This window comes from Brucella anthropi ATCC 49188 (assembly GCF_000017405.1).
Lineage (GTDB): Bacteria > Pseudomonadota > Alphaproteobacteria > Rhizobiales > Rhizobiaceae > Brucella > Brucella anthropi.
Genome location: NC_009667.1, coordinates 2,030,857 through 2,054,965, shown reverse-complemented (window position 1 = coordinate 2,054,965; position 24,109 = coordinate 2,030,857). Strand labels below are relative to the sequence as shown.

Genomic DNA, 24,109 nt, shown 5'->3' with positions numbered 1-24,109 from the left:
CAAGCCGCACCCGCTTTTGCAGGAACTATCAAAATGCAAAAAGGCCGCCTCGAAAGGCGGCCTTTTTCAGTTTCATATCTGTCGATCTTACTCGGCAGCGTTGTTGGTCATATCGACCAGCATTGCATTGGCTTCGGTAGAACCCGAAGACTTGCGGCGCTCATCGATAATCAGCTCGTCGCGTGCAGTTGCGATGCGACGGATCTGGTTGGTCATGCCGCCAGTACCGGCCGGGATAAGACGGCCGACGATGACGTTTTCCTTGAGACCCTGCAGCGTGTCCATCTTGCCGGCAACCGCAGCTTCGGTAAGCACGCGGGTCGTCTCCTGGAACGACGCAGCCGAGATGAACGAAGGCGTCTGCAGCGAAGCCTTGGTGATACCGAGGAGGACAGGATTACCGGAACCCGGCTTCTTGCCTTCTTCGATAAGACGTTCGTTGATCTCTTCCAGCTCGATACGGTCGACGTGGTCGCCCGGAATGTAACCGGTATCGCCGGATTCCGTGATTTCCACCTTCTGCAGCATCTGACGAACAATCACTTCGATGTGCTTGTCGTTGATCAAAACGCCCTGCAAACGATAGACTTCCTGGATTTCGTTCACGAGGTACGAAGCCAGAGCTTCGACGCCCTTGATCGCCAGAATGTCATGCGGTGCCGGGTTACCGTCGAGGATGTACTCACCCTTTTCGATGACGTCACCGTCCTGAAGATGGAACGGCTTGCCCTTCGGAATGAGATACTCGACCGGCTCGATCGTGTCGTCGTTCGGCTCGATGATGATGCGACGCTTGTTCTTGTAGTCGCGACCGAAACGAACGGTACCATCGATCTCGGCGATGACGGCATGGTCCTTCGGACGACGTGCTTCGAACAGTTCCGCAACGCGCGGCAGACCACCGGTGATGTCCTTGGTCTTGGCGCTTTCCATCGGCAGACGGGCGATAACGTCACCAGCCTTAACATGCGCGCCCGGCTCGACCGAAAGGATCGATTCCACGGAGAGCATGAAGCGGGCATCGCCACCCTTCGACAGTTTCAGGATCTTGCCAGCCTTGTCCTTGATGACCATGGCAGGCTTGAGGTCCGAACCGCGAGGGGTTGAACGCCAGTCGATAACGACGCGCTTGGTGATACCGGTCGACTCGTCAGCCGATTCCGAAACCGAGAGACCATCGACGAGATCTTCGAACTCAACGTAGCCTTCAACTTCGGTCATGATCGGACGGGTGTACGGATCCCACTCGGCAATACGCTGGCCGCGCTTGACCGTGTCGGCCTCATCAACAAACAGACGCGAACCGTAGGTCACGCGATGGACCGCACGTTCCTTGCCCGTATTGTCGAGGATCAGCACAGCCATGTTACGGCCCATCACCACGAGGTTGCCATCGGAGTTGCGAACCACATTGCGGTTACGCAGCTTGACGGTGCCTTCGTACGAAGCTTCGAGATACGAGCTGTCAACAACCTGTGCAGTACCGCCAAGGTGGAAGGTACGCATGGTGAGCTGAGTGCCCGGCTCGCCGATCGACTGAGCGGCGATAACGCCGACAGCTTCACCCTGGTTGACCGGAGTACCGCGTGCAAGGTCGCGACCATAGCACTTGGCGCAAACGCCGTTGCGGGTTTCGCAGGTCAGGGCCGAGCGGATGCGGATCGACTGGATGGCAGCCTTCTCGATGATCTCGACGTCCTTTTCCTCGATCATGCGGCCAGCCTCGACGATGACTTCGCCGGTGGTCGGATGCAGGATCGGATCGAGAGCCGTACGGCCCAGAACGCGCTGGCCAATCGAAGCCACGATCTGGCCGGCATCGACGATCGGCTGCATGGTGAGACCGATTTCGGCGCCGCAATCGACTTCCGAAATGATCGCATCCTGTGCAACGTCAACGAGACGACGGGTCAGGTAGCCCGAGTTAGCAGTCTTCAAGGCGGTGTCTGCCAGACCCTTACGGGCACCGTGGGTCGAGTTGAAGTACTCGTTAACGGTCAGGCCTTCCTTGAAGTTCGAGATGATCGGGGTTTCGATGATTTCACCCGACGGCTTGGCCATCAGGCCGCGCATACCGCCAAGCTGACGCATCTGGTTGACCGAACCACGGGCACCCGAATGCGACATCATGTAGACCGAGTTCATCTGCTTCTGGCGACCGGTCACCGGATCGAATTCGACGGCCTTCAGGCGCGCCATCATCTCTTCGGTGATCTTGTCGGTTGCCTTGCCCCAGGCGTCGACGACCTTGTTGTACTTTTCGCCCTGAGTGATCAGGCCGTCATTGTACTGCTGTTCGTATTCGGTCGTAAGCGCTTCGGTGTCGGCAACGATCTTCGCCTTCGTATCCGGAATGACCATGTCATCCTTGCCGAAGGAAATGCCTGCACGGCAGGCATGCGCGAAGCCGAGCTGCATGATGCGATCGCAGAAGATAACCGTCTCTTTCTGACCGCAATGGCGGTAGACGTGATCGATCATCTTGGAGATGTTCTTCTTTGTCATCTCCTGATTGCAGATGTCGAAAGGCACGTTGACGTTCTTCGGCAGCAGCTCACCGGTGATCATGCGGCCAGGCGTCGTGTCGTAGATCTTCGACACAGGCTTGCCTTCGGCATCGACCGTCTTGAAACGGCCCTTGATCTTGGTGTGCAGCGTGACGACCTTGTTTTCAAGCGCATGCTGCAGCTCGCCCATATCGGCGAACATCATGCCCTCGCCCGGCTCCTTGTCTGCCACGATGGACAGATAATAGAGGCCGAGAACCATGTCCTGCGAAGGAACGATGATCGGTGCGCCGTTGGCAGGGTGCAGGATGTTGTTGGTCGACATCATCAGCACGCGTGCTTCAAGCTGGGCTTCGAGCGACAGCGGAACGTGAACAGCCATCTGGTCACCGTCGAAGTCGGCGTTGAACGCCGTACAAACGAGCGGATGCAACTGGATAGCCTTGCCTTCGATCAGGGTGGGTTCGAAGGCCTGGATACCAAGACGGTGCAGCGTAGGCGCGCGGTTCAGAAGAACCGGATGCTCACGGATCACTTCGTCGAGGATATCCCAGACTTCCGGACGTTCCTTTTCAACCAGCTTCTTCGCCTGCTTAACGGTCGAGGAGTAACCCTTGGCGTCAAGACGCGCGTAGATGAATGGCTTGAACAGTTCGAGCGCCATCTTCTTCGGCAGGCCGCACTGGTGCAGTTTGAGTTCCGGACCGGTCACGATGACCGAACGACCGGAATAGTCGACGCGCTTGCCGAGCAGGTTCTGACGGAAGCGACCCTGCTTGCCCTTGAGCATATCGGACAGCGACTTCAACGGACGCTTGTTAGCACCGGTGATGACGCGACCACGACGGCCGTTATCGAACAGCGCGTCCACAGCTTCCTGTAGCATGCGCTTTTCGTTACGGATGATGATGCCCGGAGCGCGCAGTTCGATCAGGCGCTTCAGACGGTTGTTACGGTTGATGACGCGGCGATAGAGATCGTTCAGATCCGACGTCGCGAAACGACCGCCATCGAGCGGCACGAGCGGACGCAGATCCGGCGGGATGACCGGAACGATCTTCATGATCATCCATTCCGGGCGGTTTCCCGACTCCAGGAAGTTTTCGACGATCTTCAGACGCTTCATCAGCTTCTTCTGCTTCAGGTCCGAGGTGGTCTCGGCAAGATCAACGCGCAGATCAGCGGCAATCTTTTCGAGTTCCATCGAAGCCAGAAGCTCGTAGATAGCCTCAGCACCAATGAGAGCCGTGAACTGATCTTCGCCGAATTCATCGACGGCGATCATGTATTCCTCTTCCGAAAGAAGCTGATGCTCCTTCAGCGAGGTCAGGCCCGGTTCGGTAACAATGTAGTTCTCGAAGTACAGGACGCGCTCGATATCCTTGAGCGTCATGTCCAGGAGCGTGCCGATACGGCTCGGCAGCGACTTCAGGAACCAGATGTGGGCAACCGGGGCTGCGAGTTCGATGTGGCCCATGCGCTCGCGACGAACGCGCGAGAGCGTGACTTCCACGCCGCACTTTTCGCAGATGATGCCCTTGTATTTCATACGCTTGTACTTGCCGCACAAGCATTCATAGTCCTTGATCGGGCCAAAGATGCGCGCGCAGAAGAGACCATCGCGTTCAGGCTTGAACGTGCGGTAGTTGATCGTCTCCGGCTTCTTGATCTCGCCGTATGACCAGGACAGAATCTTCTCAGGGCTGGCAATCGAGATTCTGATGGAATCGAACGTCTGTGCCGGAGCCTGAGGATTGAAAAGATTCATGACCTCTTGGTTCATGCCGTTCTCCTTGAGGGCGATCCGTCGCCCTGTGTCGTCGATGACAAGCTGAAAATCCTTGCCATCCTGAAAAGAAATCGCGGTACTACGCAGTTATGAACTGGCTTGCCGTAGTTTCGTTTCCGGTGCGGAACCGTGTTCCGCATATTCTGGAAACGATTATACGGGCGCGCCGCGGCAATACCGTGGCGCGCCCTTGAGCTTTATTCCGCTGCGTCAGGCAGGGCCTGCTGCTGTTCGTCGCGTGTATCGTCCAGCTCGACATTGAGACCGAGCGAACGCATTTCCTTTACGAGAACGTTGAAGCTCTCCGGAATGCCTGCTTCGAACGTGTCGTCGCCGCGCACGATCGCTTCGTAGACCTTGGTACGGCCTGCCACGTCGTCCGACTTGACGGTCAGCATTTCCTGCAGCGTATAAGCCGCACCGTATGCTTCCAGAGCCCAGACCTCCATTTCGCCGAAGCGCTGGCCACCGAACTGAGCCTTACCACCCAGAGGCTGCTGCGTAACGAGCGAGTAAGGTCCGATCGAACGTGCGTGGATCTTGTCGTCGACCAGGTGGTGGAGCTTCAACATATAGATGTAGCCCATGGTCACCTGACGGTCGAACGGCTCACCCGTACGGCCATCGTAAAGCGTCGACTGACCAGACGTTGCAAGACCCGCATCCGTCAGCATCGCGTTGATGTCGGCTTCCACCGCACCGTCGAAGACCGGCGTTGCGATCGACACGCCGCGCTTCACCTGGTTGGCCAGCATGAGGACGGAATCGTCGTCATAAGACCGGACCGGTTCGTTGCGGTCGTTGTCCGGATAGATGTGCTCCAGCGTATCGCGCAGCGGCTCGATATTGGCCGTCTTGCGATAAACGTCGATGAGCTCACCGATCTTCTTGCCCATGCCAGCGCATGCCCAGCCGAGGTGGGTTTCCAGAATCTGGCCCACATTCATACGGCTCGGAACGCCAAGCGGGTTCAACACGATGTCGGCATGCGTACCGTCTTCGAGGAACGGCATGTCCTCGACTGGCAGAATGCGGGAAACCACACCCTTGTTGCCGTGACGGCCAGCCATCTTGTCGCCTGGCTGGATCTTGCGCTTCACAGCGACAAAGACCTTGACCATCTTCATGACGCCTGGAGGCATCTCGTCGCCGCGCTGTACCTTCTCGACCTTGTCCATGAAGCGTGCTTCGAGCAGCTTCTTGGATTCGTCATACTGGCCACGCAGAGCTTCAAGTTCGCCCTGGAGCTTCTCGTCGTCGACAGCAAACTGCCACCACTGCGACCGCGGATATTCGGTCATCAGTTCACGGGTGATCGTCGAGCCCTTCTTGAAGCCCTTCGGACCCGCTGCAGCGACCTTGCCATCGATCATGTCGGCAAGACGGCCATAGACGTTGCGATCCAGGATAGCCTGTTCGTCGTCACGGTCCTTGGCGAGACGCTCGATTTCCTCGCGCTCGATAGCCATGGCGCGTTCGTCCTTTTCAACGCCGTGGCGATTGAAAACGCGAACTTCCACAACCGTACCGTAGGTTCCGGGCGGCATACGCATGGAGGTGTCACGGACGTCCGATGCCTTTTCACCGAAGATGGCGCGCAGGAGCTTCTCTTCCGGCGTCATCGGGCTTTCACCCTTCGGCGTGATCTTGCCGACAAGAATGTCGCCAGGATGCACTTCGGCACCGATGTACACGATACCGGCTTCGTCGAGATTCTTCAGCGCTTCTTCCGAAACGTTCGGAATATCGCGAGTGATTTCCTCAGGTCCAAGCTTGGTGTCGCGGGCAGCTACTTCGAATTCCTCGATATGGATCGAAGTGAACACGTCGTCCGAAACGATCTTCTCGGAAAGAAGGATCGAATCTTCGTAGTTGTAGCCGTTCCACGGCATGAACGCGACGAGCACGTTACGGCCGAGAGCCAGATCGCCCAGATCCGTCGACGGACCGTCAGCGATGATGTCACCCTTCTGGATGGGATCGCCAACGCGTACGAGCGGACGCTGATTGATGCAGGTGTTCTGGTTCGAACGCTGGAACTTCATCAGGCGATAGATATCGACGCCCGACTTGGACGGATCGAGATCTTCAGTCGCACGGATAACGATACGCGTTGCATCAACCTGATCGACCACACCGCCACGGCGTGCTGCAATAGCGGCACCGGAGTCACGCGCAACGACAGCTTCCATGCCCGTACCGACGAACGGCGCTTCTGCGCGAACGAGCGGCACAGCCTGACGCTGCATGTTCGAGCCCATGAGAGCGCGGTTGGCGTCGTCGTTTTCAAGGAACGGGATGAGAGCCGCAGCAACCGAAACGAGCTGCTTCGGCGACACGTCCATCAGATCCACGTTTTCACGCGGAGCCATCATCACTTCGCCTGCATGACGGCAGATGACGAATTCGTCAACGAAACCGCCCCGCTCGTCCAGCTCGACGTTAGCCTGCGCAACCGAGTGCTTGGCTTCTTCCATCGCCGACAGATAGACAACGTCGTTCGTTACCTTGCCGTCGACAACCTTGCGGTACGGGCTTTCGATGAAGCCGTACTTGTTGACGCGGGCAAAAGTTGCAAGCGAGTTGATCAGACCGATATTCGGGCCTTCCGGCGTTTCAATCGGGCAGATACGGCCATAGTGGGTCGGATGCACGTCGCGGACTTCGAAGCCAGCGCGCTCGCGGGTCAGACCGCCCGGTCCAAGAGCCGAGAGACGGCGCTTGTGGGTGATTTCCGAAAGCGGGTTGGTCTGATCCATGAACTGCGACAGCTGCGAGGAACCGAAGAACTCGCGCACGGCTGCAGCAGCCGGCTTCGCGTTGATCAAATCCTGCGGCATGACCGTGTCGATTTCGATCGAGGACATACGTTCCTTGATCGCGCGCTCCATACGGAGCAGACCGACGCGATACTGATTTTCCATCAGTTCGCCGACCGAACGCACACGGCGGTTGCCGAGATTGTCGATGTCGTCGATTTCGCCGCGACCGTCGCGCAGTTCCACCAGCATCTTGACCACGGCCAGGATGTCTTCCTTGCGCAGAACGCGCACGGTATCTTCCGCGTCGAGATCCAGACGCATGTTCATCTTGACGCGACCAACGGCCGAAAGGTCGTAACGCTCAGCGTCGAAGAACAGCGAGTTGAACATCGCTTCGGCGGAATCCATCGTAGGCGGTTCGCCCGGACGCATGACGCGATAGATGTCGAACAGGGCTTCCTGACGGCTTTCGTTCTTGTCGACAGCCAGCGTGTTGCGGATGTAGCCACCGATGTTGATATGATCGATGTCGAGGACGTTGATTTCCGTCTCGCCGGTGTCGATCAGAGTCTTGAGGACCTTCTCGTCGATTTCGTCACCAGCTTCGAGATAAATCTCGCCGGTTGCGTAATTGACGACATCTTCCGCAAGATACGAACCGAACAGATCGTCTTCCGTCGCCTTGATGGCCTTGAGGCCCTTTTCAGCAAGCTGCTTGGCCGAACGGGCGGTCAGCTTCTTGCCAGCTTCAAGAACGACTTCACCGGTGTCCGCATCGATGAGATCGGAGATGATCTTCATGCCCTTGAAGCGGTCAGCCGAATACGGGATGCGCCAGTTGTCGCCGTCACGCGTATAGGTGACAGTCTTGTAGAACGTCGACAGAATGTCTTCGCCGTCCATGCCGAGAGCCATCAGCAGCGTGGTGGCCGGCAGCTTGCGGCGGCGGTCGATACGTGCGTAGACGATGTCCTTGGAATCGAACTCGATATCGAGCCAGGAACCGCGGTAAGGAATGACGCGCGCGGCGAACAGGAGCTTGCCCGAAGAATGGGTCTTGCCCTTGTCGTGGTCGAAGAAGACGCCCGGCGAACGGTGCATCTGCGAAACGATCACGCGCTCGGTGCCATTGACGATGAAGGTGCCGTTGTCGGTCATGAGCGGCATATCGCCCATGTAGACATCCTGCTCCTTGATGTCCTTGATCGACTTCGCGCCGGTATCTTCGTCAATATCGAACACGATAAGACGCAGCGTCACCTTGAGTGGCGCCGAATACGTCAGATCGCGCTGACGGCATTCGTCAACGTCGAATTTTGGTGCGTCGAATTCGTAGCGAACGAATTCGAGCATTGAAGCGCCGGAGAAATCCTGAATTGGGAAAACAGACTTGAAAACCGCCTGCAAACCCTCGTCAGAACGCCCACCGGATGGTTCTTCAACCATAAGGAACTGGTCGTAAGATGCCTTTTGAACCTCGATAAGGTTCGGCATCTCGGCGACCTCTGGGATCTTGCCGAAAAATTTGCGTACGCGCTTGCGACCATTGAATGAATGGGTCTGAGCCATCGTCGCTCCTCGTTCTATAGCCTTGCGGCTTGCTCACGCCTTGCGGCCTTTATCATGCGCCGCCCTTCGGCGGTCCTTCGAGCACATGGTCCTTCAGATCGGCCCCTTCAGATCGGATGGATCGAAAAGGATCATGTGCAAACTTTCCAGAGCTGCCTTCCGCATCGTTACCGGCACGCGGCGCTCTTAACGGGCTAAAACCCGTTTCCTGAAAGCCGTCCGGCACTCAGGAAAAGGGTTCCAGTCATCCGACCCACCAGGAAAGTCCGGCGGGAACTGGCGGATGGAAAACCATCCGCCAGAATAGTCCGAACTTACTTGAGTTCGACCTTGGCGCCAGCAGCTTCGAGCTGTGCCTTGATCTTCTCAGCTTCGTCCTTCGAAGCGCCTTCCTTGACAGCCTTCGGAGCGCCTTCGACCAGGTCCTTGGCTTCCTTGAGGCCGAGACCGGTGATTGCGCGCACTTCCTTGATCACGTTGATCTTGTTAGCGCCGCCGTCAGCGAGAACGACGTCGAATTCGGTCTTTTCTTCAGCAGCAGCGGCAGGAGCAGCGCCACCAGCAGCAGCAACTGCAACAGGAGCAGCAGCCGAAACGCCCCACTTCTCTTCGAGAAGCTTCGAAAGCTCTGCAGCTTCGAGAACGGTCAGTGCCGACAGGTCGTCAACGATCTTTGCGAGATCAGCCATTTTGGTATTTCCTTAGTTTCAAGGTTTGAACAATTGACAGCGAAAAACGGCCTTACGCCGCCTCGTTCTTCCGGGCGTGCGCGCCAATAACGCGAGCGATCTGGCCCGCTGGTGCGCTGGTAAGTACTGCGAGACGCTGAGCCGGGGTCTGGATCATTCCAACCAGCTTTGCGCGCAGTTCGTCGAGCGACGGGAGCGAAGCAAGCGACTTGACGCCATCGGCGTTAAGCGTCGTTGCACCCATTGCACCACCGAGGATAACGAGCTTGTCGTTAGCCTTGGCGAATTCGACGGCTACTTTCGGAGCAGCAATCGGGTCGTTTGCGTAAGCAACAACCGTCTGACCTGTAAACAGATCAGAAATGCCTTCCGATTCCGTGCCCTGAAGAGCGATCTTGGCAAGGCGGTTTTTCGCGACTTTAACGGACCCACCTGCATCACGCATCTTCGAGCGAAGATCACTCATCTGCGCAACGGTGAGACCGGTATAGTGGGCCACGACGACCGAACCGGACTCTTTAAAAGCGCCGTTCAGCCACGAGACAAATTCGCGTTTTTCCGCTCTATCCACTGTCTCTCTCCAGTAGGCAGGACCACATGGCCCTGCCGGGTTGCCTTTGCCGGACGAACTTCACAGTCAGCCCGACGTTCGAGGATCCTGTCCCCTTCAGCTATCCTGGAAGCCAGGCGTCACTCAAAGGCAACTACGGTTCAAACCTTGCATGCGTATTCACGCGAAACAGGGTTATTCCACGTCTCATGCAGGCCACATGTTTAAGGACAATCATCCGAAGATGATGATCCGCCTGCAATCTCGGACAGGATAACCGGACTTTCGTCCGGCTATCCGGATCTTGCGATCCGGAATTTTTGCCTTTCGCCCTGCTTTACAGGACTGGCTGGCAGCCACGCCTCCCAAACCAGGAAGGCTTGGACTCCGGCGAACCGGAGCCCATGAAAACTTAGGCGACGACCTTGACGGTTGCCGGATCGACCTTGACGCCAACGCCCATGGTCGAGGAAAGCGATACGCGCTTGACGTATTCACCCTTGGCAGCCGACGGCTTTGCCTTGATGACAGCGTCAGCGAAAGCCTTGATGTTTTCTTCGAGCTTGGCATTGTCGAAGGAAACCTTGCCGATACCGGCATGGATGATACCAGCCTTCTCGACGCGGAATTCGACTGCACCGCCCTTGGAAGCAGCAACAGCGGCTGCAACGTCGGTGGTGACGGTGCCAACCTTCGGGTTAGGCATCATGCCACGCGGGCCGAGAACCTTACCGAGACGGCCAACGAGCGGCATCATGTCCGGGGTTGCAATGCAGCGATCGAAGTCGATCTTGCCGCCATTGACGATTTCGAACAGTTCTTCCGCACCGACGATGTCGGCGCCAGCCTTCTTGGCTTCTTCAGCCTTGTCGCCGCGAGCGAAAACAGCAACGCGAACCGTACGGCCCGTGCCATTCGGCAGGTTGACAACGCCGCGAACCATCTGGTCAGCGTGACGCGGATCGACGCCGAGGTTCATCGCGATTTCGATGGTTTCATCGAACTTGGCGACAGCACGTTCCTTGACGAGGCCGATAGCAGCCGACAGATCGTACAGCTTGTTGCGATCGACGCCTTCACGGATCTTGTTAATGCGCTTGGAAATCTTCGCCATCGTCTCAGCCCACCACTTCCAGGCCCATCGAACGGGCAGAACCTTCGATCATGCGCATCGCTGCTTCAATATCAGCGGCGTTCAGATCCTTCATCTTCGCTTCAGCGATCGTGCGAACCTTGTCGCGGGAGATCGTGCCGGCGCTCGCCTTGCCCGGGGTCTTCGAACCGGACTTGAGGTTAGCGGCCTTCTTGAGGAAGTAGGTCACCGGAGGGGTCTTCATCACAAAAGTGAAAGACTTGTCCTGGTAATAGGTGATCACGACTGGAATCGGCGAACCCTTTTCCATTTCCTGCGAGGCAGCGTTGAACGCCTTGCAGAATTCCATGATGTTGATGCCGCGCTGACCCAGGGCCGGACCGATCGGGGGCGACGGATTGGCCGCACCTGCCGCTACCTGGAGCTTAAGCTGGCCTGCAATTTTCTTAGCCATTGCTTTCTGCCTTTTTAATTTGCCGGAAAATCCGGCTTTCTCGATTAATGCCGGAAACTCCGGCTCTCGACTGACGCCAGCTGAACTGGCGGGCAGTTCGGTGGTTCGGAGCTCGACGACCGGCTAAGCCGCCTTCCCTTCCACCATTTCACCCTGCCCGAAATTCGGTCAGGGTGAATGCCCTTGCGGGCAAAACGATCAGAGCTTGTCGACCTGACCGTATTCCAGATCCACAGGCGTTGCGCGCCCGAAGATGGAAACCTCAACCTTGAGACGCGCACGCTCTTCGTCGACTTCCTGAACGATGCCGTTGAACGAAGCGAACGGACCATCGGAAACGCGAACGTTTTCGCCAATCTCGAAGGATACCGAAGTCTTTGGACGTTCGACACCATCCTGAACCTGGTTCAGAATCTGGTCGACTTCCTTCTGGGAAACCGGAACAGGCTTGGAATCGCCAAGGAAACCGGTGACTTTCGGGGTATTCTTGATAAGCGAGAAGACGGCATCCGTGAGGGTTGCACGAACCAGCACGTAACCCGGGAAGAACTTGCGCTCTGCGTCAACCTTGCGGCCGCGGCGCACTTCAACGATCTTCTCGGTCGGCACAACGATCTGCTCGATCAGCTCGGACAGACCCTTCTGCTTCGCCTTGGCTTCGATATCCTCGGCGACCTTCTTTTCGAAATTGGAATAGGCGTGAACGATGTACCAGCGCGCCGTCATCTAAAAACTCCCCAATCCTAACTTATCGACCAAGGCCGAGAATAAATTCTACGCCATAGGCCATAAGCTGGTCGGCAAGAAAAAAGAACGCGGCAGCCAGAAACGCCATAATCACCACCATAATGGTGGAGATGACCGTTTCACGCCGTGTAGGCCAGGTCACCTTCGCCGTTTCGGCGCGAACCTGCTGAAAAAAGGTGATCGGATTCGTTTTGGATGCCATCTGCCGCTCTGTCATTGATCCGGCGCTACCCCCAAACCCTAACCCGTCGAAACGAATCAGAAGCCTGAAGTCACGCGTATACGGCACGCAAAGCTGAAAATTCAGCCCCACGCGCCGCGTGTCTGTTGACGCTACATAGAATCGATTCCCGAAAAAAACAAGCCCAAAGGTTAAAAGAATACCATACAGGCTTATCGGAAATCCGATCCTTGCGAATATCACTCGGCGCACCATCCAATCGTGCGGCGGCGATCCTTCCCTACCCGGCCAACAAATCCCGCAGGGAATTATCATTTTCAACGACGTCGCCTTGCCGAAGCCTGCGCCACCGTCGAAAAGGTAAGGCGGCATAGATTGCCGCCTAACTTATAATATAGAAAACGGGCGCCCATAGTCAAGCCATGAGCACCCGTTATAAAATGGCAGGGGCAGCAGGGCTCGAACCCGCGACCTACGGTTTTGGAGACCGTCGCTCTACCAACTGAGCTATACCCCTATGCGGCATTGCAATGCCTGATCGGCAGAATGCCAGACTGGCGGCGTAACCGCCAGTCAAATTGATTACTCGATGATCGAGGAGACGATGCCAGCACCGACGGTGCGGCCGCCTTCACGGATAGCGAAGCGGAGCTTCTCTTCCATGGCGATCGGCACGATCAGGGTGACGTCCATAGCGACGTTGTCGCCAGGCATAACCATTTCCGTGCCTTCCGGCAGCGTGACAACACCGGTCACGTCCGTCGTGCGGAAGTAGAACTGCGGACGGTAGTTCGTAAAGAACGGCGTATGACGGCCACCTTCGTCCTTGGTCAGAATGTAGGCTTCTGCCTTGAACTTGGTGTGCGGCTTCACAGAACCCGGCTTGCAGAGAACCTGGCCGCGTTCAACGTCTTCACGGCCAACGCCGCGGATCAGAGCGCCGATGTTGTCGCCAGCCTGGCCCTGGTCGAGCAGCTTGCGGAACATTTCAACGCCGGTTACCGTCGTCTTCGCCGTCGCCTTGATGCCGACGATTTCAACTTCTTCACCAACCTTGACGATACCGCGCTCAACGCGACCCGTCACAACCGTACCACGGCCCGAGATCGAGAAAACGTCTTCGATCGGCATCAGGAACGGCTGGTCGATCGGACGTTCCGGGGTCGGAATGTAGTCGTCAACAGCGGCCATCAGCGAACGAACGGCGTCTTCGCCCAGTTCCTTCGAAGAATCTTCCAGAGCAGCAAGAGCCGAGCCCTTGATGATCGGAACTTCGTCGCCCGGGAAATCGTATTTCGACAGAAGTTCGCGAACTTCCAGTTCAACCAGTTCGAGCAGTTCTGCATCGTCAACCTGGTCGCACTTGTTCAGGAACACGACGATTGCCGGAACGCCAACCTGACGAGCGAGCAGGATGTGCTCACGGGTCTGCGGCATCGGGCCGTCAGCGGCCGAAACAACCAGAATTGCGCCGTCCATCTGGGCAGCACCGGTGATCATGTTCTTCACATAGTCAGCGTGACCTGGGCAGTCGACGTGTGCATAGTGACGGTTCGGCGTTTCGTACTCGACGTGTGCCGTCGAGATCGTGATGCCGCGGGCGCGCTCTTCAGGAGCGGCGTCGATCTGGTCATACGCCTTGAACTCGCCGAAAAACTTCGTGATCGCTGCAGTCAGCGACGTCTTGCCATGGTCAACGTGACCAATCGTGCCGATGTTAACGTGGGGCTTCGTACGTTCGAATTTGCTCTTTGCCATCGCCGTTGTTCTCTTTGTTCTAGAACCGCTCAAGCGCCAGCACAAAAGCCTTTTGGCTTCCGGGCCAGCATTTATGCCAAAACGGAACGGCGAACCGCCCGTCGATGATTCCTTACACGCCAAACCGCTCTGAAAAATTTGGAGCGGGTAGCGGGAATCGAACCCGCGTATTCAGCTTGGAAGGCTGCTGCTCTACCATTGAGCTATACCCGCGCACTCTTAACTCTGATCCGACAGTGGTGGAGGGAGTTGGATTTGAACCAACGTAGGCATAGCCAACGGATTTACAGTCCGTCCCCTTTAACCACTCGGGCATCCCTCCAGATATCACTATCAGCAGAGTCGAGCGACTAGGCATTTCCGCGGGGCTTCTGGCTGACTGTCGGGCCAGCCGTCGATCCGCGAGGGGCCTTATGACGATAAGCTTATCCCCTGTCAACAGGGTAAAAGCGAAAAGAATGCATGTCCGTCCACAACGTCGTGGAAAGATCCTCTTCCACGCTCCTGTTCCATAGGCTCAAACGCCCGCATTTCTCAGGATTTTCCAGCCATCAGAGATTATTTTGCAATCAGAACAGCCTGATAGCAATCACAGGTGAAGTCGCTATCTTCCGCTCACCTAAAGAGTTATAAGCACGCCATGACCGATCAAAACTCGCCCCGCACCCCAAAAGATTCTCATTATGCGCGCCTGCGCCGCCAGCATCGCGACCAGAAGGCCGTGACCGAAGGCAAATCACCGCGCAAACCGCAGCGTCCTTCCATTTCGGCAGGCGCCGTGACTGAGGGAACCGTACGGCTTTATGGCCTGCATACAGTCCGCGCCGCCGTGGAAAACCCGGAACGCAAAATATTGCGCATGCGCGCGACACGAAACGGATTCGCCCGACTTGAGATCGGAGAGGCTGAATCTCTCCCCTTCCCTGTCGAAATCGTTGATCCGCGCGATATCGACAAGGAAACCGGTTCCGAGGCCGTCCATCAGGGCGTCATGATAGAAGCTGAACCGCTGCGCGCCCGTAAACTGTCCGAACTTAAGGACAGCCCGCTGCTTCTCGTTCTCGATCAGGTGACCGATCCGCACAATGTCGGCGCTATCATGCGTTCAGCCGTCGCCTTCGGCGCTGGCGCGCTGATTACGACAAGCCGTCACAGCCCGCAGGAAACCGGCGTTCTGGCGAAGGCCGCCTCCGGTGCACTCGAAATGATCTCTCATATCGAAGTGCGCAATCTGGCCGAAGCGATTGAAGAGCTGCACAGCCTCGGGTTCCAGACCATCGGTCTTGATTCGGAAGGACCGCAGGAAATGGAAGCCACCTTGTCCGGCGGACGAATCGCCCTGGTACTGGGTGCAGAAGGCAAAGGCCTGCGTCAAAAGACGCGCGAAACAGTCACCGCGCTTGCCCGCCTCGACATGCCGGGCGAAATCAAGTCGCTCAATGTATCGAATGCGGCTGCAATCTCGCTTTATGCTGCTGAGCGATATCTGCGCGCACGCTGATTCGAGTATGACTCTTCAATGAAATGCCTCCCGGCCGGTTGGCCTGCCGGGAGATATAAATATCGAATCGCGATGACCCGGAGCGGTTCCAGCTCAAACAGAAGCGTGGAACCGCTCTATCTCTTTGTTTGTACGCATTATCCTACGCGAAACCGCTTCGCACTTTCTCTGGAAATACTCTCAGGCAGTGGCGATATAGGTGCGAATATCTTCCGCCTCGCGCTCAACATCTTCGATACGCCGCTTCACAACGTCACCAATCGAGATGATTCCCACGAGCTTGCCATGTTCTTCCACCGGCATATGGCGGAATCGGCTTCGTGTCATGATTTCCATCACCTGATTGATCGTGTGATGTTCGCGACAAACCTGCACTTTTGCCGTCATAACCTCGGTGACCGGCATGCTCATGGCCTTGGTTTCTTGTGCGGCGACAGCGCGCACCACATCACGCTCTGACAGGATTCCCTTGATTCGACCGGCCTCGTCGCACACCACCAGAGCGCCGATCTTGTGTTTGTTCAACATGGCGACAGCGTGAGATAGTGTATCGGCAGGTGCGATAACCACTACATCCCTGCCCTTTGTCTCGAGAATCGATCTTACGGTCATGCCAAAGTCCCTCCAAGATTTAGCACTCGCTGCTTCTGGCGTTCAAACGCCATATGAAGCAGAACGCAGTTCCTCCCACCACGTTCCATGATGGTGCGCTTCGATCGTCCGATTAGCAAGTGGCATCAAATGGGGAGAAGGCTTTGTCAAAGCCAAAAGAGTGCAGAACCCTATCGCCTCAGCACGGCATCATAGCTGCGTGGGCGGTCCATCAGTGAAATACCGAAAAAGCCGGCGATGAAGCCGCCTATATGCGCTTCCCAGGCAATGCTGGAAAGGTCCGCCCCGCCAGTCGAGTAAAGACCGGTAATGATGTTGATCAGGAACCAGACACCCACAAAAGTCAGGACGGGCTTCAGCGTCAGGGTCAGCCCTACCGGAAGAACGGGGCCTGCGAATTCCGATCTGCGTCCATGGCCGATGCGACGAAAACCGTAACGCGCCGCTGCACCCATCATTCCCGAAATCGCGCCCGATGCGCCCACCAGTGGCGAAACGCTGTCCGGATAGATCGCGTAATGGGTCAACCCGGCAATCACCGAAGTGAATATCCAGAAAACGATCATTCGTCCGGTACCGATGCGCCCGGCCAGCGGGGAACCGAAAGCCGCAAGCCAGATCATGTTGACGGCAATATGGGCGAAGCCGCCATGCATGAAGGAATAGCTGATGAGCGTAAAAAGTGCGGCGGGATCGGTGAACCCGTCCGCCAGCGAGAACCGCGCCGGAATGAGCGCGAAGTTCAGCATGAATTCATAGTTCTGCTGCTCGCTGATGAGGTAGTTCTGATAAATATAGACTGCGGCGCAGAGGCCAATCAGAGCGAGAACAACGCCCGGAATATTGAACATCGGCTCACTACCGCCCGACCGGCGGTTACTGCCGTTCATTTCCGGCTGGGGAACGCTCATGAACTGCTGCTTTCTATTTTATGCGAAGCACCGCAATTGGACCGAAGGAGCCTTTTGCGTCTGGTCGATGCATGTTGATAGGGCAGAATTTGTTAAAAATAAAGGCCGACGGAGGTTCCCGGTCGGCCTTCACGCGAACAGAAATCTTTCGCGAAATTAAATCTGGAGCTCAGAAAAACGCCAACCAAGTCAAAGGCTTCGTCTGATGCCCTATCAAAGCGCGTCTTTCAGTGCCGTGCAACCATTACTTATTATTAACCTTAACGAACGAGCCCGGTGGATGAAGAAAGGGTTAAACTGGCATCCTCGCCGTTAATACTATTTTAATGCGTTCAACAGCGGAGCCAGCCTCCGCGTGCAACGGACAAATCAACGGCGCATGATGAAACACCGCAGTACGATCGCGATTTTCGCCGAATGGCAGCGTTTGGCCCGCACTGAAAGCGGTTTCTTTCGCGCGCCGATGCGCGAACAGATCGAGCCGCGCAAGCTCGGGCGTCATCTGTCCGACCTTTTCTTCCTCGAAGCCGAAAAGCATGGTGATTTGTCCTTTCGTCTGGCCGGAACACGCATCTGCACCCTTTTCGGTCGCGAACTGAAGAACACACGGTTTCTCTCGCTCTGGTCCGAGCGGGACCGGGCAGCCCTTGGCGAACTGTCGGAAAATGTAAGTAGCCTGGAAGTCCCTGCCCTCGTGTCGCATGTGGGAATCAGCATGTCCGGGCGAAGCCTCGGGCTGGAAATGTTTCTCGCCCCGCTGGAGGCGCCAAACGGGCAGATCAGCCTGCTTGGCAGCATCGCCGTGCTTGATTCCGTCGCATGGGTCGGAGCCGATCCAATCGTCCTCGGGCATTTAAATTCCATCGACCCGGTGGCGCCCGATCTGATTCTTGCGGATGACATCCGAAAATCGGCTGCCATCACGGTGAATGCACCCCGAACAGGCCGGGAGTGGACGAATGTTCGCCTGACGCAGCTACAGGAGCACGCCGCTCCGAAATTGCGCGTCATCAAGGGCGGCAAAGCCTGACTTAGGGTTGAAATCGCGATTTCTCTTTATCGACGGCTACTGTATTGTGGCGGATAATTAAGAGTACCCAATTTCGAGATGGATCGGCTTTGATGAATAGATTTGCTGCGGCATCTACTGCAAGCAATGTGCGGCAGGAAAATTTCAACGCCGTGAATGTCGATCTCAACGGTCGCTACATGCTGGAAAATCGCAGCGAATTTCCCTGCATCATCAAGCGCATGTCGCCTGGAACTGCGCTCATGAGCGGTATTGCAACGCCGCGCAACGGTGAACGGATCATCGCCTATATCGATCACGTGGGACGGATTGAAGGCATTGCCAACGAGGTTACATCCGAAGGTTTCCACATTCTCCTGTCGACCTCCGAACAGAAGAAAGACAAGCTTTCCGCACAGTTGACCTGGCTTGCCAACAAGCACGAACTTGCCCTGCCGGAAGATCGCCGTCACGAACGTGTTGTGCCACGCAAAACCCAGCAGAACATTACTTTTGCCGATGGCGCCCAGAGACTGTGCCGCATTGCGGACCTTTCGCTTTCCGGTGCGGCAATCGAAAGCGAGTTCAAGCCCGCGATCAAGAGCGGCGTCATGCTTGGACCGATCCGGGGAACTGTCGTCCGTCATTTCCAAGGCGGTTTTGCAATCGAGTTCGCCACCATCCAGACCAGCACAACGCTGGACAATCTTTTCGGTTGAAAGCATCCGCCCAAAAGATGAACGCGTGTCAAGGTTACGGAATGGCAAACCGCGAAATGCCCGCAATCACGAAAAAGCCGCAAAAACAGCCCATTTTGCCCTGAATTTGTCCGTTCGTTGACAAAAAGTTTCAGCGTTATTTGCACTTTTAATCGAATTTGACTCGCATTTTCGTGCGCAAATTTGCGTGCCTTCAAATTGTCTAAGTCATCTTGGTCTCCAACAGGGAGACAAAAGAATGACAAAGCAAACCATCATCGCAGCCATCCTGATGCTGCTCGGAATCGGACTGGCAGAGGCAGCAAGCCCCGCCTCCAATTCACCGTGGATGACGACCGGCGAACGCACTTCGCAGCCGATTGGCCACTACGAATTCTGCGATCGCTACAAGTCCGAATGCAACATCACCAGCCGCAACAGCAATATGCTGAAACTGACGCCGGAAATCTGGAAGCAGATCATTGCAGTCAATGCGAGCGTCAACGAAAAGATTGCGCCGATGACCGATATGGAAGCCTGGGGTCGCGAGGAATACTGGGAATATCCGACAACAGTCGGCGACTGCGACGACTACATGCTTTTGAAGCGTCGTGAACTGATGGCGCTCGGCATCCCGGCAAATACGCTGCTTTTCACAGTGGTTCGCCAGCCAAACGGTGAAGGCCATGCGGTTCTGACCGTTCGCACCGACCGTGGCGACTTCATTCTCGACAATCTCGATACCCGCGTTCTCGCCTGGAACAAGACCGACTATACCTATCTCAAGCGCCAGTCGACCACGAACACCGGTAGCTGGGTCTCAATCAAGAGCGACCGCGAACTCTTGGTTGGCAGCATCAAGAACTAATCAACAGATTAATCGAACAAGGACGGGTCGTCAGTCTCCCTCTGGCCCCGTCCTTTTTCTTTTCAGGCCGGCTCCAGCCCACGCATGAAAGATCGGGCCTTCTCGACGTAATGCTCTGCGGAAAGTCTGAGTTTATCCACCGCAGCATCGTCCAGTTCCCGGAGGATCCGCGCAGGAGAACCGACGACCAGCGAATTGTCCGGTATTTCCTTGCCCTCTGTCACAAGCGCCCCTGCCCCGATCAGACAATTCTTTCCGATCTTCGCGCCATTGAGAACGATGGCTCCCATACCGATCAATGTGTTGTCGCCAACGGTGCAGCCATGAAGTATGGCCCGATGCCCGATGGTACACCCTGCACCGACTGTGAGCGGAAAGCCGATATCGGTATGCATGATGGTGTGTTCCTGAACATTGGTGTCATCGCCAATGGTGATCGGCTCATTATCGCCGCGCAAAACGGCACCGAACCAGAACCCGGCATTCTCACCCACAACGATCTTGCCGATCAGGGTCGCATCGGGCGCGATCCAGTTGCTGCTGCGGTCCGCGAATAGCGGCTTGTGCCCGTTATATGCATAGATCGGCATGTTCTTCCTCCATCAGCAAACTCGATATTGAATCGCTAAGCCGTTTCAAGCAGTCATACAAGCACGACTTCACGCTCTGTTAACCATAAAAGACCGATATTCTTTTGCAATATCATCACCATGACACCCAGATGGAAACAGCACCAGATTACACCGCCTCGAAAATGGGAAGCCGCCTCTTCGGCTGGCTGCTGTTGGCGGTTATCGTTCTGATTCTGCTTTCGGTTGCCGTAAATGTTGGCGGGCGTCTGCTTGGTCCGCTGATTGCGCGCGGCGGACACTCCGACAGCACGCACGCTTATGAAATCATCATTGGCAACAATGTCCTGTCGATTCCAGCCAATATGATCCGCTTTTCGAACCAGCGACGTGACGGGGTGACGGGGCGTCTCGATCTTTATGCCCGCTGGCCGGGGCTTACCGGCTATACGGAACGCGACCGCGCCATCTTCAACCTTTTGACCCCGAAACGGCATCTCATTTTCATGTCTATCGAACAGCGAACCATGTCCCGCGACATGAGCGGGCGCTATCTGCCCATCTATGCCGAGCTGATAGACCCGAACGGGGAAACCGCCCCCGGAAACCTGACAGTACACCGTTTTCTGGAAAGCAGCGGTTACAAGGGCGAGGAACTGGTCCTGTCCGATCCGAGCAGCGGCAAGCCGGAATTCGTTGCACGATGTCTTGCGGATAGCGGTGCGGAAAGCTTCAATTCATGCGAGCGCGACGTCCAGTTCGGCCGCGACTTGCAGATACTTTATCGCTTCCCCCGCTCCATGCTTGGCGAATGGAAGTCACTGGACAAGGCGATCGTCGATTTTGCCAACGCTCATCTCCTTGACGGCAAGCCCGCCGACTGACGCCGAACGAAAATGAGTAATGGAGCGGCCGCCAGATAGATTGCGGGCCCAAACAGCCACACCCATCCGTTCCAGCTGGCTGCAGTCCTCATATAAAAGGCTGTAAAGATAACCGGCCCTGCGACGGCACTGATATTTGTAAGACTTGCCAACATCCCCTGAAGCGCGCCTTGCTCGTCTTGACTGGTCTTATCCGACAGGACGGATTGCAGAGCTGGCATCGCTATCCCGCCAAATGCCAGCAAGACGAGAATTGGCACAGTCATCCATCCTTCTGTCGCGATCGCGAGAGATGCCATGCCCAGCCCGTCAGCCGCTATTCCGATGATTATCGTATATCCAGCTCCAATTGTTGCGACGAGACGCCCCGTACCAAGCCATTGAAACATAGCATGCAGCAAACCGAATGCCGCAAGCGACAAGCCGACATATGTCGTATCCCAATGGAAACGATCTTCAGTGAATATCACCCACAAGGCAGCTGGTATTTGCCCTACCAATTGCAGGAGAAAGAAAACCCACAGCAACGGTTTCAGCCCCTTCTGCACACCCGATGGTACAAGAGCGCAATGAAGTCCCTTCGCCTGAGGCTCCGGTTTGGTTGTTCGGCGTACCTCCGGCATCACAAGGTAGACAGATAGGGCCATGAGACCGTTGACCGCGGCGGCGGCGGCAAATGGAGCTGTCAGTGATATACTTCCTAACGCGCCGCCAACGACCGGTCCAAGAATCATACCGCCGCCATAACATGCACCCAGCCAGCCAAAAGCTCGAGCACGTGTGCCCTCTTCCACCGTATCCGCTATGCAAGCCCCTGCAACCGCCATCGTTGCCCCCATCATGCCCGATAGGATGCGCCCGGCATAAAGAACCCAGAGATGAGGGGCGGCAGACATGATGGCATAATCGATCATCGCACCAATGAGCGAGCCAAGCAGGATCGGCTTCCGGCCAAACCGGTCGGACATTCCCCCCAGAATTGGGGCAAAGAACACCTGCATCAGTGCATAAAGAGACAGCAACACGCCATAGTGCCCCGCCACATCGTCGGAATGAGCCACATCCCGCAGCAAACTGGGCAGGACAGGCATCACAAGCCCGATTCCCACCGCGTCCAAAGCAGTAACGGCGAGAACAATCATCAATGTGCGTTTCATGCCAGCCTCACAATTTATCAACGATAAGGAACTGGACTTAAAATTTATCAATGATAAATTGTCAAGACACAACTGATTTGGTGAGCGCATTGGCAAAACTGCACCGTGATGCCGTGATACAAACGGCACTGGAACTATTGAACGAGGTCGGAGAAGAAGGCCTGACGACCCGTCGTCTGGCGGAACGGCTGGGTGTGCAACAACCTGCTCTCTACTGGCATTTCAAAAACAAACGTGTGCTGCTGGATGCCCTTGCAGAAACGATTTTGGCAGAGCATCACGACCACGCCTTACCGCGCGCTGGGGAGAACTGGCGTCATTTTCTAATTGAAAATGCACATAGTTTCCGACGGGCATTGCTGACTTATCGTGACGGTGCGCACATTCACGCCGGAACCCGCCCGAATAACAATCAGGCGGGACAGGCGGAAACCCAGATCGAGTTTTTGATTCAGGCAGGCTTTACACCCGCAAATGCAGCGCGCGCGCTAATCGCCATAAGCCATTATGTTGTCGGTTCAGCGCTGGAACAACAGGCCGACATCCACGAAAGCGTGCCGGGCGATGCCGTAAGCATCACTGCGACATCGGAAATTGCCCAAGCCATTGCAATACTGGATGCAGACGGCGCAGAAAATCTGTTCGATTTTGGCTTGATGCTATTAGTCGATGGACTGGAACGACATCGGCAGTCCTGAGCGCCTCTACTCCCCGTTCAACTCCTGGAAAGCTCTTCGTCCATCTTCCCTGAACTTGATCTGGCTGAGCGGAACTCCGCTCAAAAGATGCTCCTCCGTGGCAGCCAGCACGATCTCCAGCTTTAGTATTTCTGCCGACCCAAGAAACTTCCAGCATCCTTTTCCCGCGAGAAGCGAGTAGTTGTGGTCCATGACATAGGCTGCGGCGGCGTAAGCGCCGTCGCATTTCCCGATGCTTTGCGGTTCATCGAGGATCTCAATGACCGACCGTGAGCCATCGTCCTGCCCGGTTTCGATAGTGCCGAGGACTTCTGCGCGCGCCGCTAAGGACAGGGCCACCAAAAGCATGGCCAATGAAAAACCGAATTTCATAAAGACACCCAAGGGTCAAAACTATCTGGCGTTCTCAGGGATAATCGCAAATCTCATAACCGCTCAGCTCTGATTCCACGCCCGCCTTGATCCAGAAGAAAACGCTGCCTTCGCTCGTCATATGGGCGGTGCATAAAGCGACGACATTTTCCTTGCCGACAGGCGCCTTGCTCGCGCAAGAGGCTTTCCAGCTCGCGATCCGCTCGATGGAATCCTTTTTGATATCGGGAAATCCGAAATAGATGGTTTTGAAGTTCTCTGCGAGCTTCGGGCAGGTTCCGTCGTCCTCGATAGCCTGCGCACGGACGACTGACGGCAGCATGACAGAAAGGGCCAGCGTGGCAGCGATGATCTTCATGAATCCTCATCAGTCATATCTGGAGTCATATCTGGACAACAAAACGCCCTCTCCATAGGAAAGGGCGTCAAAGAACATTCCTGCCCGGCATCAGCGTCGTTTGCGACGCGATTACCGCGACCGATCAAAGATCAACGTCGAGAATGGCCATCGAGAAATTGTAGGAGAGTTCGCCTTCATCCTCGTCCTTATAGACCAGGCCCAGGAATTCGTCGTTGAGGTAAAGCTCGGCGGAGTCGTTCTTGCGCGGACGCGCCTTCACCTGCAGGCCGGGATTATTGAAAGTCCGTTTGAAATAGGCGTCCAGTTTTTTGAGTTCTTCGGGTTTCAACCGGCTTCTCCTGATATTGAATTGAGCCGGTTTATTGCACCC

22 protein-coding genes and 3 tRNA genes are annotated in these 24,109 nt (G+C 56.1%); 6 read left to right on the top strand and 19 right to left on the bottom strand.

The features are described 5' to 3' along the window. Positions 1-87: 87 nt before the first annotated feature. The 12 genes from rpoC to OANT_RS10085 form a co-directional block, all read right to left on the bottom strand. A complete protein-coding gene (gene rpoC, locus OANT_RS10140; protein WP_012091907.1) occupies positions 88-4,290 on the bottom strand; it encodes a DNA-directed RNA polymerase subunit beta' in 4,203 nt (1,400 codons plus the stop codon). Positions 4,291-4,493: 203 nt separating this feature from the next. Next, the gene (gene rpoB, locus OANT_RS10135; RefSeq protein WP_010659907.1) at positions 4,494-8,627 is read right to left on the bottom strand and encodes a DNA-directed RNA polymerase subunit beta; all 4,134 of its coding nucleotides are present in this window, start codon (positions 8,625-8,627) and stop codon (positions 4,494-4,496) included. A 314-nt stretch (positions 8,628-8,941) separates the two neighbouring features. Continuing rightward, positions 8,942-9,316, bottom strand: a complete 375-nt coding sequence (gene rplL / locus OANT_RS10130) for a 50S ribosomal protein L7/L12 (protein ID WP_010659906.1) — start codon at positions 9,314-9,316, stop codon at positions 8,942-8,944. 52 nt (positions 9,317-9,368) lie between these two features. Next, positions 9,369-9,887, bottom strand: coding sequence for a 50S ribosomal protein L10 (gene rplJ / locus OANT_RS10125; RefSeq protein WP_010659905.1), 519 nt, complete (start codon positions 9,885-9,887; stop codon positions 9,369-9,371). A gap of 391 nt (positions 9,888-10,278) precedes the next feature. Continuing rightward, complete coding sequence (gene rplA, locus OANT_RS10120; RefSeq protein ID WP_010659904.1) at positions 10,279-10,980, bottom strand: 50S ribosomal protein L1; 702 nt, start codon at positions 10,978-10,980, stop codon at positions 10,279-10,281. Between the two features lie 4 nt (positions 10,981-10,984). Further along, positions 10,985-11,413, bottom strand: coding sequence for a 50S ribosomal protein L11 (rplK, locus tag OANT_RS10115; protein WP_010659903.1), 429 nt, complete (start codon positions 11,411-11,413; stop codon positions 10,985-10,987). A 198-nt stretch (positions 11,414-11,611) separates the two neighbouring features. Then, the gene (gene nusG / locus OANT_RS10110) at positions 11,612-12,139 is read right to left on the bottom strand and encodes a transcription termination/antitermination protein NusG (protein WP_006467043.1); all 528 of its coding nucleotides are present in this window, start codon (positions 12,137-12,139) and stop codon (positions 11,612-11,614) included. Between the two features lie 22 nt (positions 12,140-12,161). Continuing rightward, positions 12,162-12,362 (bottom strand): preprotein translocase subunit SecE, encoded by a 201-nt coding sequence (gene secE / locus OANT_RS10105; protein ID WP_002964376.1) that lies wholly within the window; start codon positions 12,360-12,362, stop codon positions 12,162-12,164. Between the two features lie 420 nt (positions 12,363-12,782). Beyond that, positions 12,783-12,858, bottom strand: a tRNA-Trp gene (locus OANT_RS10100). A gap of 65 nt (positions 12,859-12,923) precedes the next feature. Next, on the bottom strand, positions 12,924-14,099 hold the full coding sequence (gene tuf / locus OANT_RS10095; RefSeq protein WP_012091906.1) for an elongation factor Tu: 1,176 nt from the start codon (positions 14,097-14,099) through the stop codon (positions 12,924-12,926). 139 nt (positions 14,100-14,238) lie between these two features. Continuing rightward, positions 14,239-14,312, bottom strand: a tRNA-Gly gene (locus OANT_RS10090). A gap of 24 nt (positions 14,313-14,336) precedes the next feature. Then, positions 14,337-14,421: transfer RNA gene (locus OANT_RS10085), tRNA-Tyr, on the bottom strand. Positions 14,422-14,739: 318 nt separating this feature from the next. Here OANT_RS10085 and rlmB point away from each other — a divergent pair. After that, positions 14,740-15,600: a 23S rRNA (guanosine(2251)-2'-O)-methyltransferase RlmB gene (gene rlmB / locus OANT_RS10080; protein WP_012091905.1), complete on the top strand. Its 861-nt coding sequence runs from the start codon at positions 14,740-14,742 to the stop codon at positions 15,598-15,600. Positions 15,601-15,780: 180 nt separating this feature from the next. On the opposite strand, the gene OANT_RS10075 is transcribed toward rlmB, so the two are convergent. Beyond that, the gene (locus tag OANT_RS10075; protein ID WP_012091904.1) at positions 15,781-16,212 is read right to left on the bottom strand and encodes a CBS domain-containing protein; all 432 of its coding nucleotides are present in this window, start codon (positions 16,210-16,212) and stop codon (positions 15,781-15,783) included. 170 nt (positions 16,213-16,382) lie between these two features. Continuing rightward, a complete protein-coding gene (locus OANT_RS10070) occupies positions 16,383-17,123 on the bottom strand; it encodes a rhomboid family intramembrane serine protease (protein WP_029928849.1) in 741 nt (246 codons plus the stop codon). Between the two features lie 382 nt (positions 17,124-17,505). On the opposite strand from OANT_RS10070, the gene OANT_RS10065 reads away from it, so the two are divergent. From OANT_RS10065 to OANT_RS10055, 3 genes are all read left to right on the top strand, one after another. Then, positions 17,506-18,153 carry a PAS domain-containing protein gene (locus tag OANT_RS10065; protein WP_040130114.1) on the top strand — a complete coding sequence of 216 codons (648 nt, stop codon included), beginning with the start codon at positions 17,506-17,508 and terminating at the stop codon, positions 18,151-18,153. 92 nt (positions 18,154-18,245) lie between these two features. Next, positions 18,246-18,851 carry a PilZ domain-containing protein gene (locus OANT_RS10060; RefSeq protein WP_010659896.1) on the top strand — a complete coding sequence of 202 codons (606 nt, stop codon included), beginning with the start codon at positions 18,246-18,248 and terminating at the stop codon, positions 18,849-18,851. 238 nt (positions 18,852-19,089) lie between these two features. After that, the gene (locus OANT_RS10055) at positions 19,090-19,698 is read left to right on the top strand and encodes a transglutaminase-like cysteine peptidase (RefSeq protein WP_010659895.1); all 609 of its coding nucleotides are present in this window, start codon (positions 19,090-19,092) and stop codon (positions 19,696-19,698) included. 62 nt (positions 19,699-19,760) lie between these two features. Here the strand turns inward: OANT_RS10055 and OANT_RS10050 are convergent, their stop codons facing one another. Further along, positions 19,761-20,288 carry a gamma carbonic anhydrase family protein gene (locus OANT_RS10050; RefSeq protein ID WP_012091901.1) on the bottom strand — a complete coding sequence of 176 codons (528 nt, stop codon included), beginning with the start codon at positions 20,286-20,288 and terminating at the stop codon, positions 19,761-19,763. Positions 20,289-20,419: 131 nt separating this feature from the next. Between OANT_RS10050 and OANT_RS10045 the strand changes: the two genes are divergently transcribed. Continuing rightward, the gene (locus OANT_RS10045; RefSeq protein WP_012091900.1) at positions 20,420-21,151 is read left to right on the top strand and encodes a hypothetical protein; all 732 of its coding nucleotides are present in this window, start codon (positions 20,420-20,422) and stop codon (positions 21,149-21,151) included. Here OANT_RS10045 and tet read toward each other — a convergent pair. Beyond that, positions 21,121-22,308: a Tet(A)/Tet(B)/Tet(C) family tetracycline efflux MFS transporter gene (tet, locus tag OANT_RS10040; RefSeq protein ID WP_012091899.1), complete on the bottom strand. Its 1,188-nt coding sequence runs from the start codon at positions 22,306-22,308 to the stop codon at positions 21,121-21,123. The genes OANT_RS10045 and tet overlap by 31 nt on opposite strands. An 80-nt stretch (positions 22,309-22,388) precedes the next feature. Here tet and tetR point away from each other — a divergent pair, with 80 nt between their 5' ends. Then, positions 22,389-23,006 (top strand): tetracycline resistance transcriptional repressor TetR, encoded by a 618-nt coding sequence (gene tetR / locus OANT_RS10035; protein ID WP_280114084.1) that lies wholly within the window; start codon positions 22,389-22,391, stop codon positions 23,004-23,006. Between the two features lie 6 nt (positions 23,007-23,012). On the opposite strand, the gene OANT_RS10030 is transcribed toward tetR, so the two are convergent. The 3 genes from OANT_RS10030 to OANT_RS10020 all read right to left on the bottom strand — a co-directional run bounded on the left by OANT_RS10030 (position 23,013) and on the right by OANT_RS10020 (position 24,067). After that, positions 23,013-23,378: a hypothetical protein gene (locus OANT_RS10030; RefSeq protein ID WP_012091897.1), complete on the bottom strand. Its 366-nt coding sequence runs from the start codon at positions 23,376-23,378 to the stop codon at positions 23,013-23,015. A gap of 34 nt (positions 23,379-23,412) precedes the next feature. Beyond that, a complete protein-coding gene (locus OANT_RS10025) occupies positions 23,413-23,736 on the bottom strand; it encodes a hypothetical protein (RefSeq protein WP_012091896.1) in 324 nt (107 codons plus the stop codon). Positions 23,737-23,860: 124 nt separating this feature from the next. Then, positions 23,861-24,067: a DUF3126 family protein gene (locus tag OANT_RS10020; protein WP_010659890.1), complete on the bottom strand. Its 207-nt coding sequence runs from the start codon at positions 24,065-24,067 to the stop codon at positions 23,861-23,863. Positions 24,068-24,109 lie beyond the last annotated feature (42 nt).

Coding starts and splice junctions, on each gene's coding strand:
- rpoC (WP_012091907.1), bottom strand. CDS start 4,290: ATGAACCAAGAGGTCATGAATCTTTTCAATCCTCAGGCTCCGGCACAG.
- rpoB (WP_010659907.1), bottom strand. CDS start 8,627: ATGGCTCAGACCCATTCATTCAATGGTCGCAAGCGCGTACGCAAATTT.
- rplL (WP_010659906.1), bottom strand. CDS start 9,316: ATGGCTGATCTCGCAAAGATCGTTGACGACCTGTCGGCACTGACCGTT.
- rplA (WP_010659904.1), bottom strand. CDS start 10,980: ATGGCGAAGATTTCCAAGCGCATTAACAAGATCCGTGAAGGCGTCGAT.
- rplK (WP_010659903.1), bottom strand. CDS start 11,413: ATGGCTAAGAAAATTGCAGGCCAGCTTAAGCTCCAGGTAGCGGCAGGT.
- nusG (WP_006467043.1), bottom strand. CDS start 12,139: ATGACGGCGCGCTGGTACATCGTTCACGCCTATTCCAATTTCGAAAAG.
- secE (WP_002964376.1), bottom strand. CDS start 12,362: ATGGCATCCAAAACGAATCCGATCACCTTTTTTCAGCAGGTTCGCGCC.
- tuf (WP_012091906.1), bottom strand. CDS start 14,099: ATGGCAAAGAGCAAATTCGAACGTACGAAGCCCCACGTTAACATCGGC.
- rlmB (WP_012091905.1), top strand. CDS start 14,740: ATGACCGATCAAAACTCGCCCCGCACCCCAAAAGATTCTCATTATGCG.
- OANT_RS10075 (WP_012091904.1), bottom strand. CDS start 16,212: ATGACCGTAAGATCGATTCTCGAGACAAAGGGCAGGGATGTAGTGGTT.
- OANT_RS10070 (WP_029928849.1), bottom strand. CDS start 17,123: ATGAGCGTTCCCCAGCCGGAAATGAACGGCAGTAACCGCCGGTCGGGC.
- OANT_RS10065 (WP_040130114.1), top strand. CDS start 17,506: ATGAAACACCGCAGTACGATCGCGATTTTCGCCGAATGGCAGCGTTTG.
- OANT_RS10060 (WP_010659896.1), top strand. CDS start 18,246: ATGAATAGATTTGCTGCGGCATCTACTGCAAGCAATGTGCGGCAGGAA.
- OANT_RS10055 (WP_010659895.1), top strand. CDS start 19,090: ATGACAAAGCAAACCATCATCGCAGCCATCCTGATGCTGCTCGGAATC.
- OANT_RS10050 (WP_012091901.1), bottom strand. CDS start 20,288: ATGCCGATCTATGCATATAACGGGCACAAGCCGCTATTCGCGGACCGC.
- OANT_RS10045 (WP_012091900.1), top strand. CDS start 20,420: ATGGAAACAGCACCAGATTACACCGCCTCGAAAATGGGAAGCCGCCTC.
- tet (WP_012091899.1), bottom strand. CDS start 22,308: ATGAAACGCACATTGATGATTGTTCTCGCCGTTACTGCTTTGGACGCG.
- OANT_RS10030 (WP_012091897.1), bottom strand. CDS start 23,378: ATGAAATTCGGTTTTTCATTGGCCATGCTTTTGGTGGCCCTGTCCTTA.
- OANT_RS10025 (WP_012091896.1), bottom strand. CDS start 23,736: ATGAAGATCATCGCTGCCACGCTGGCCCTTTCTGTCATGCTGCCGTCA.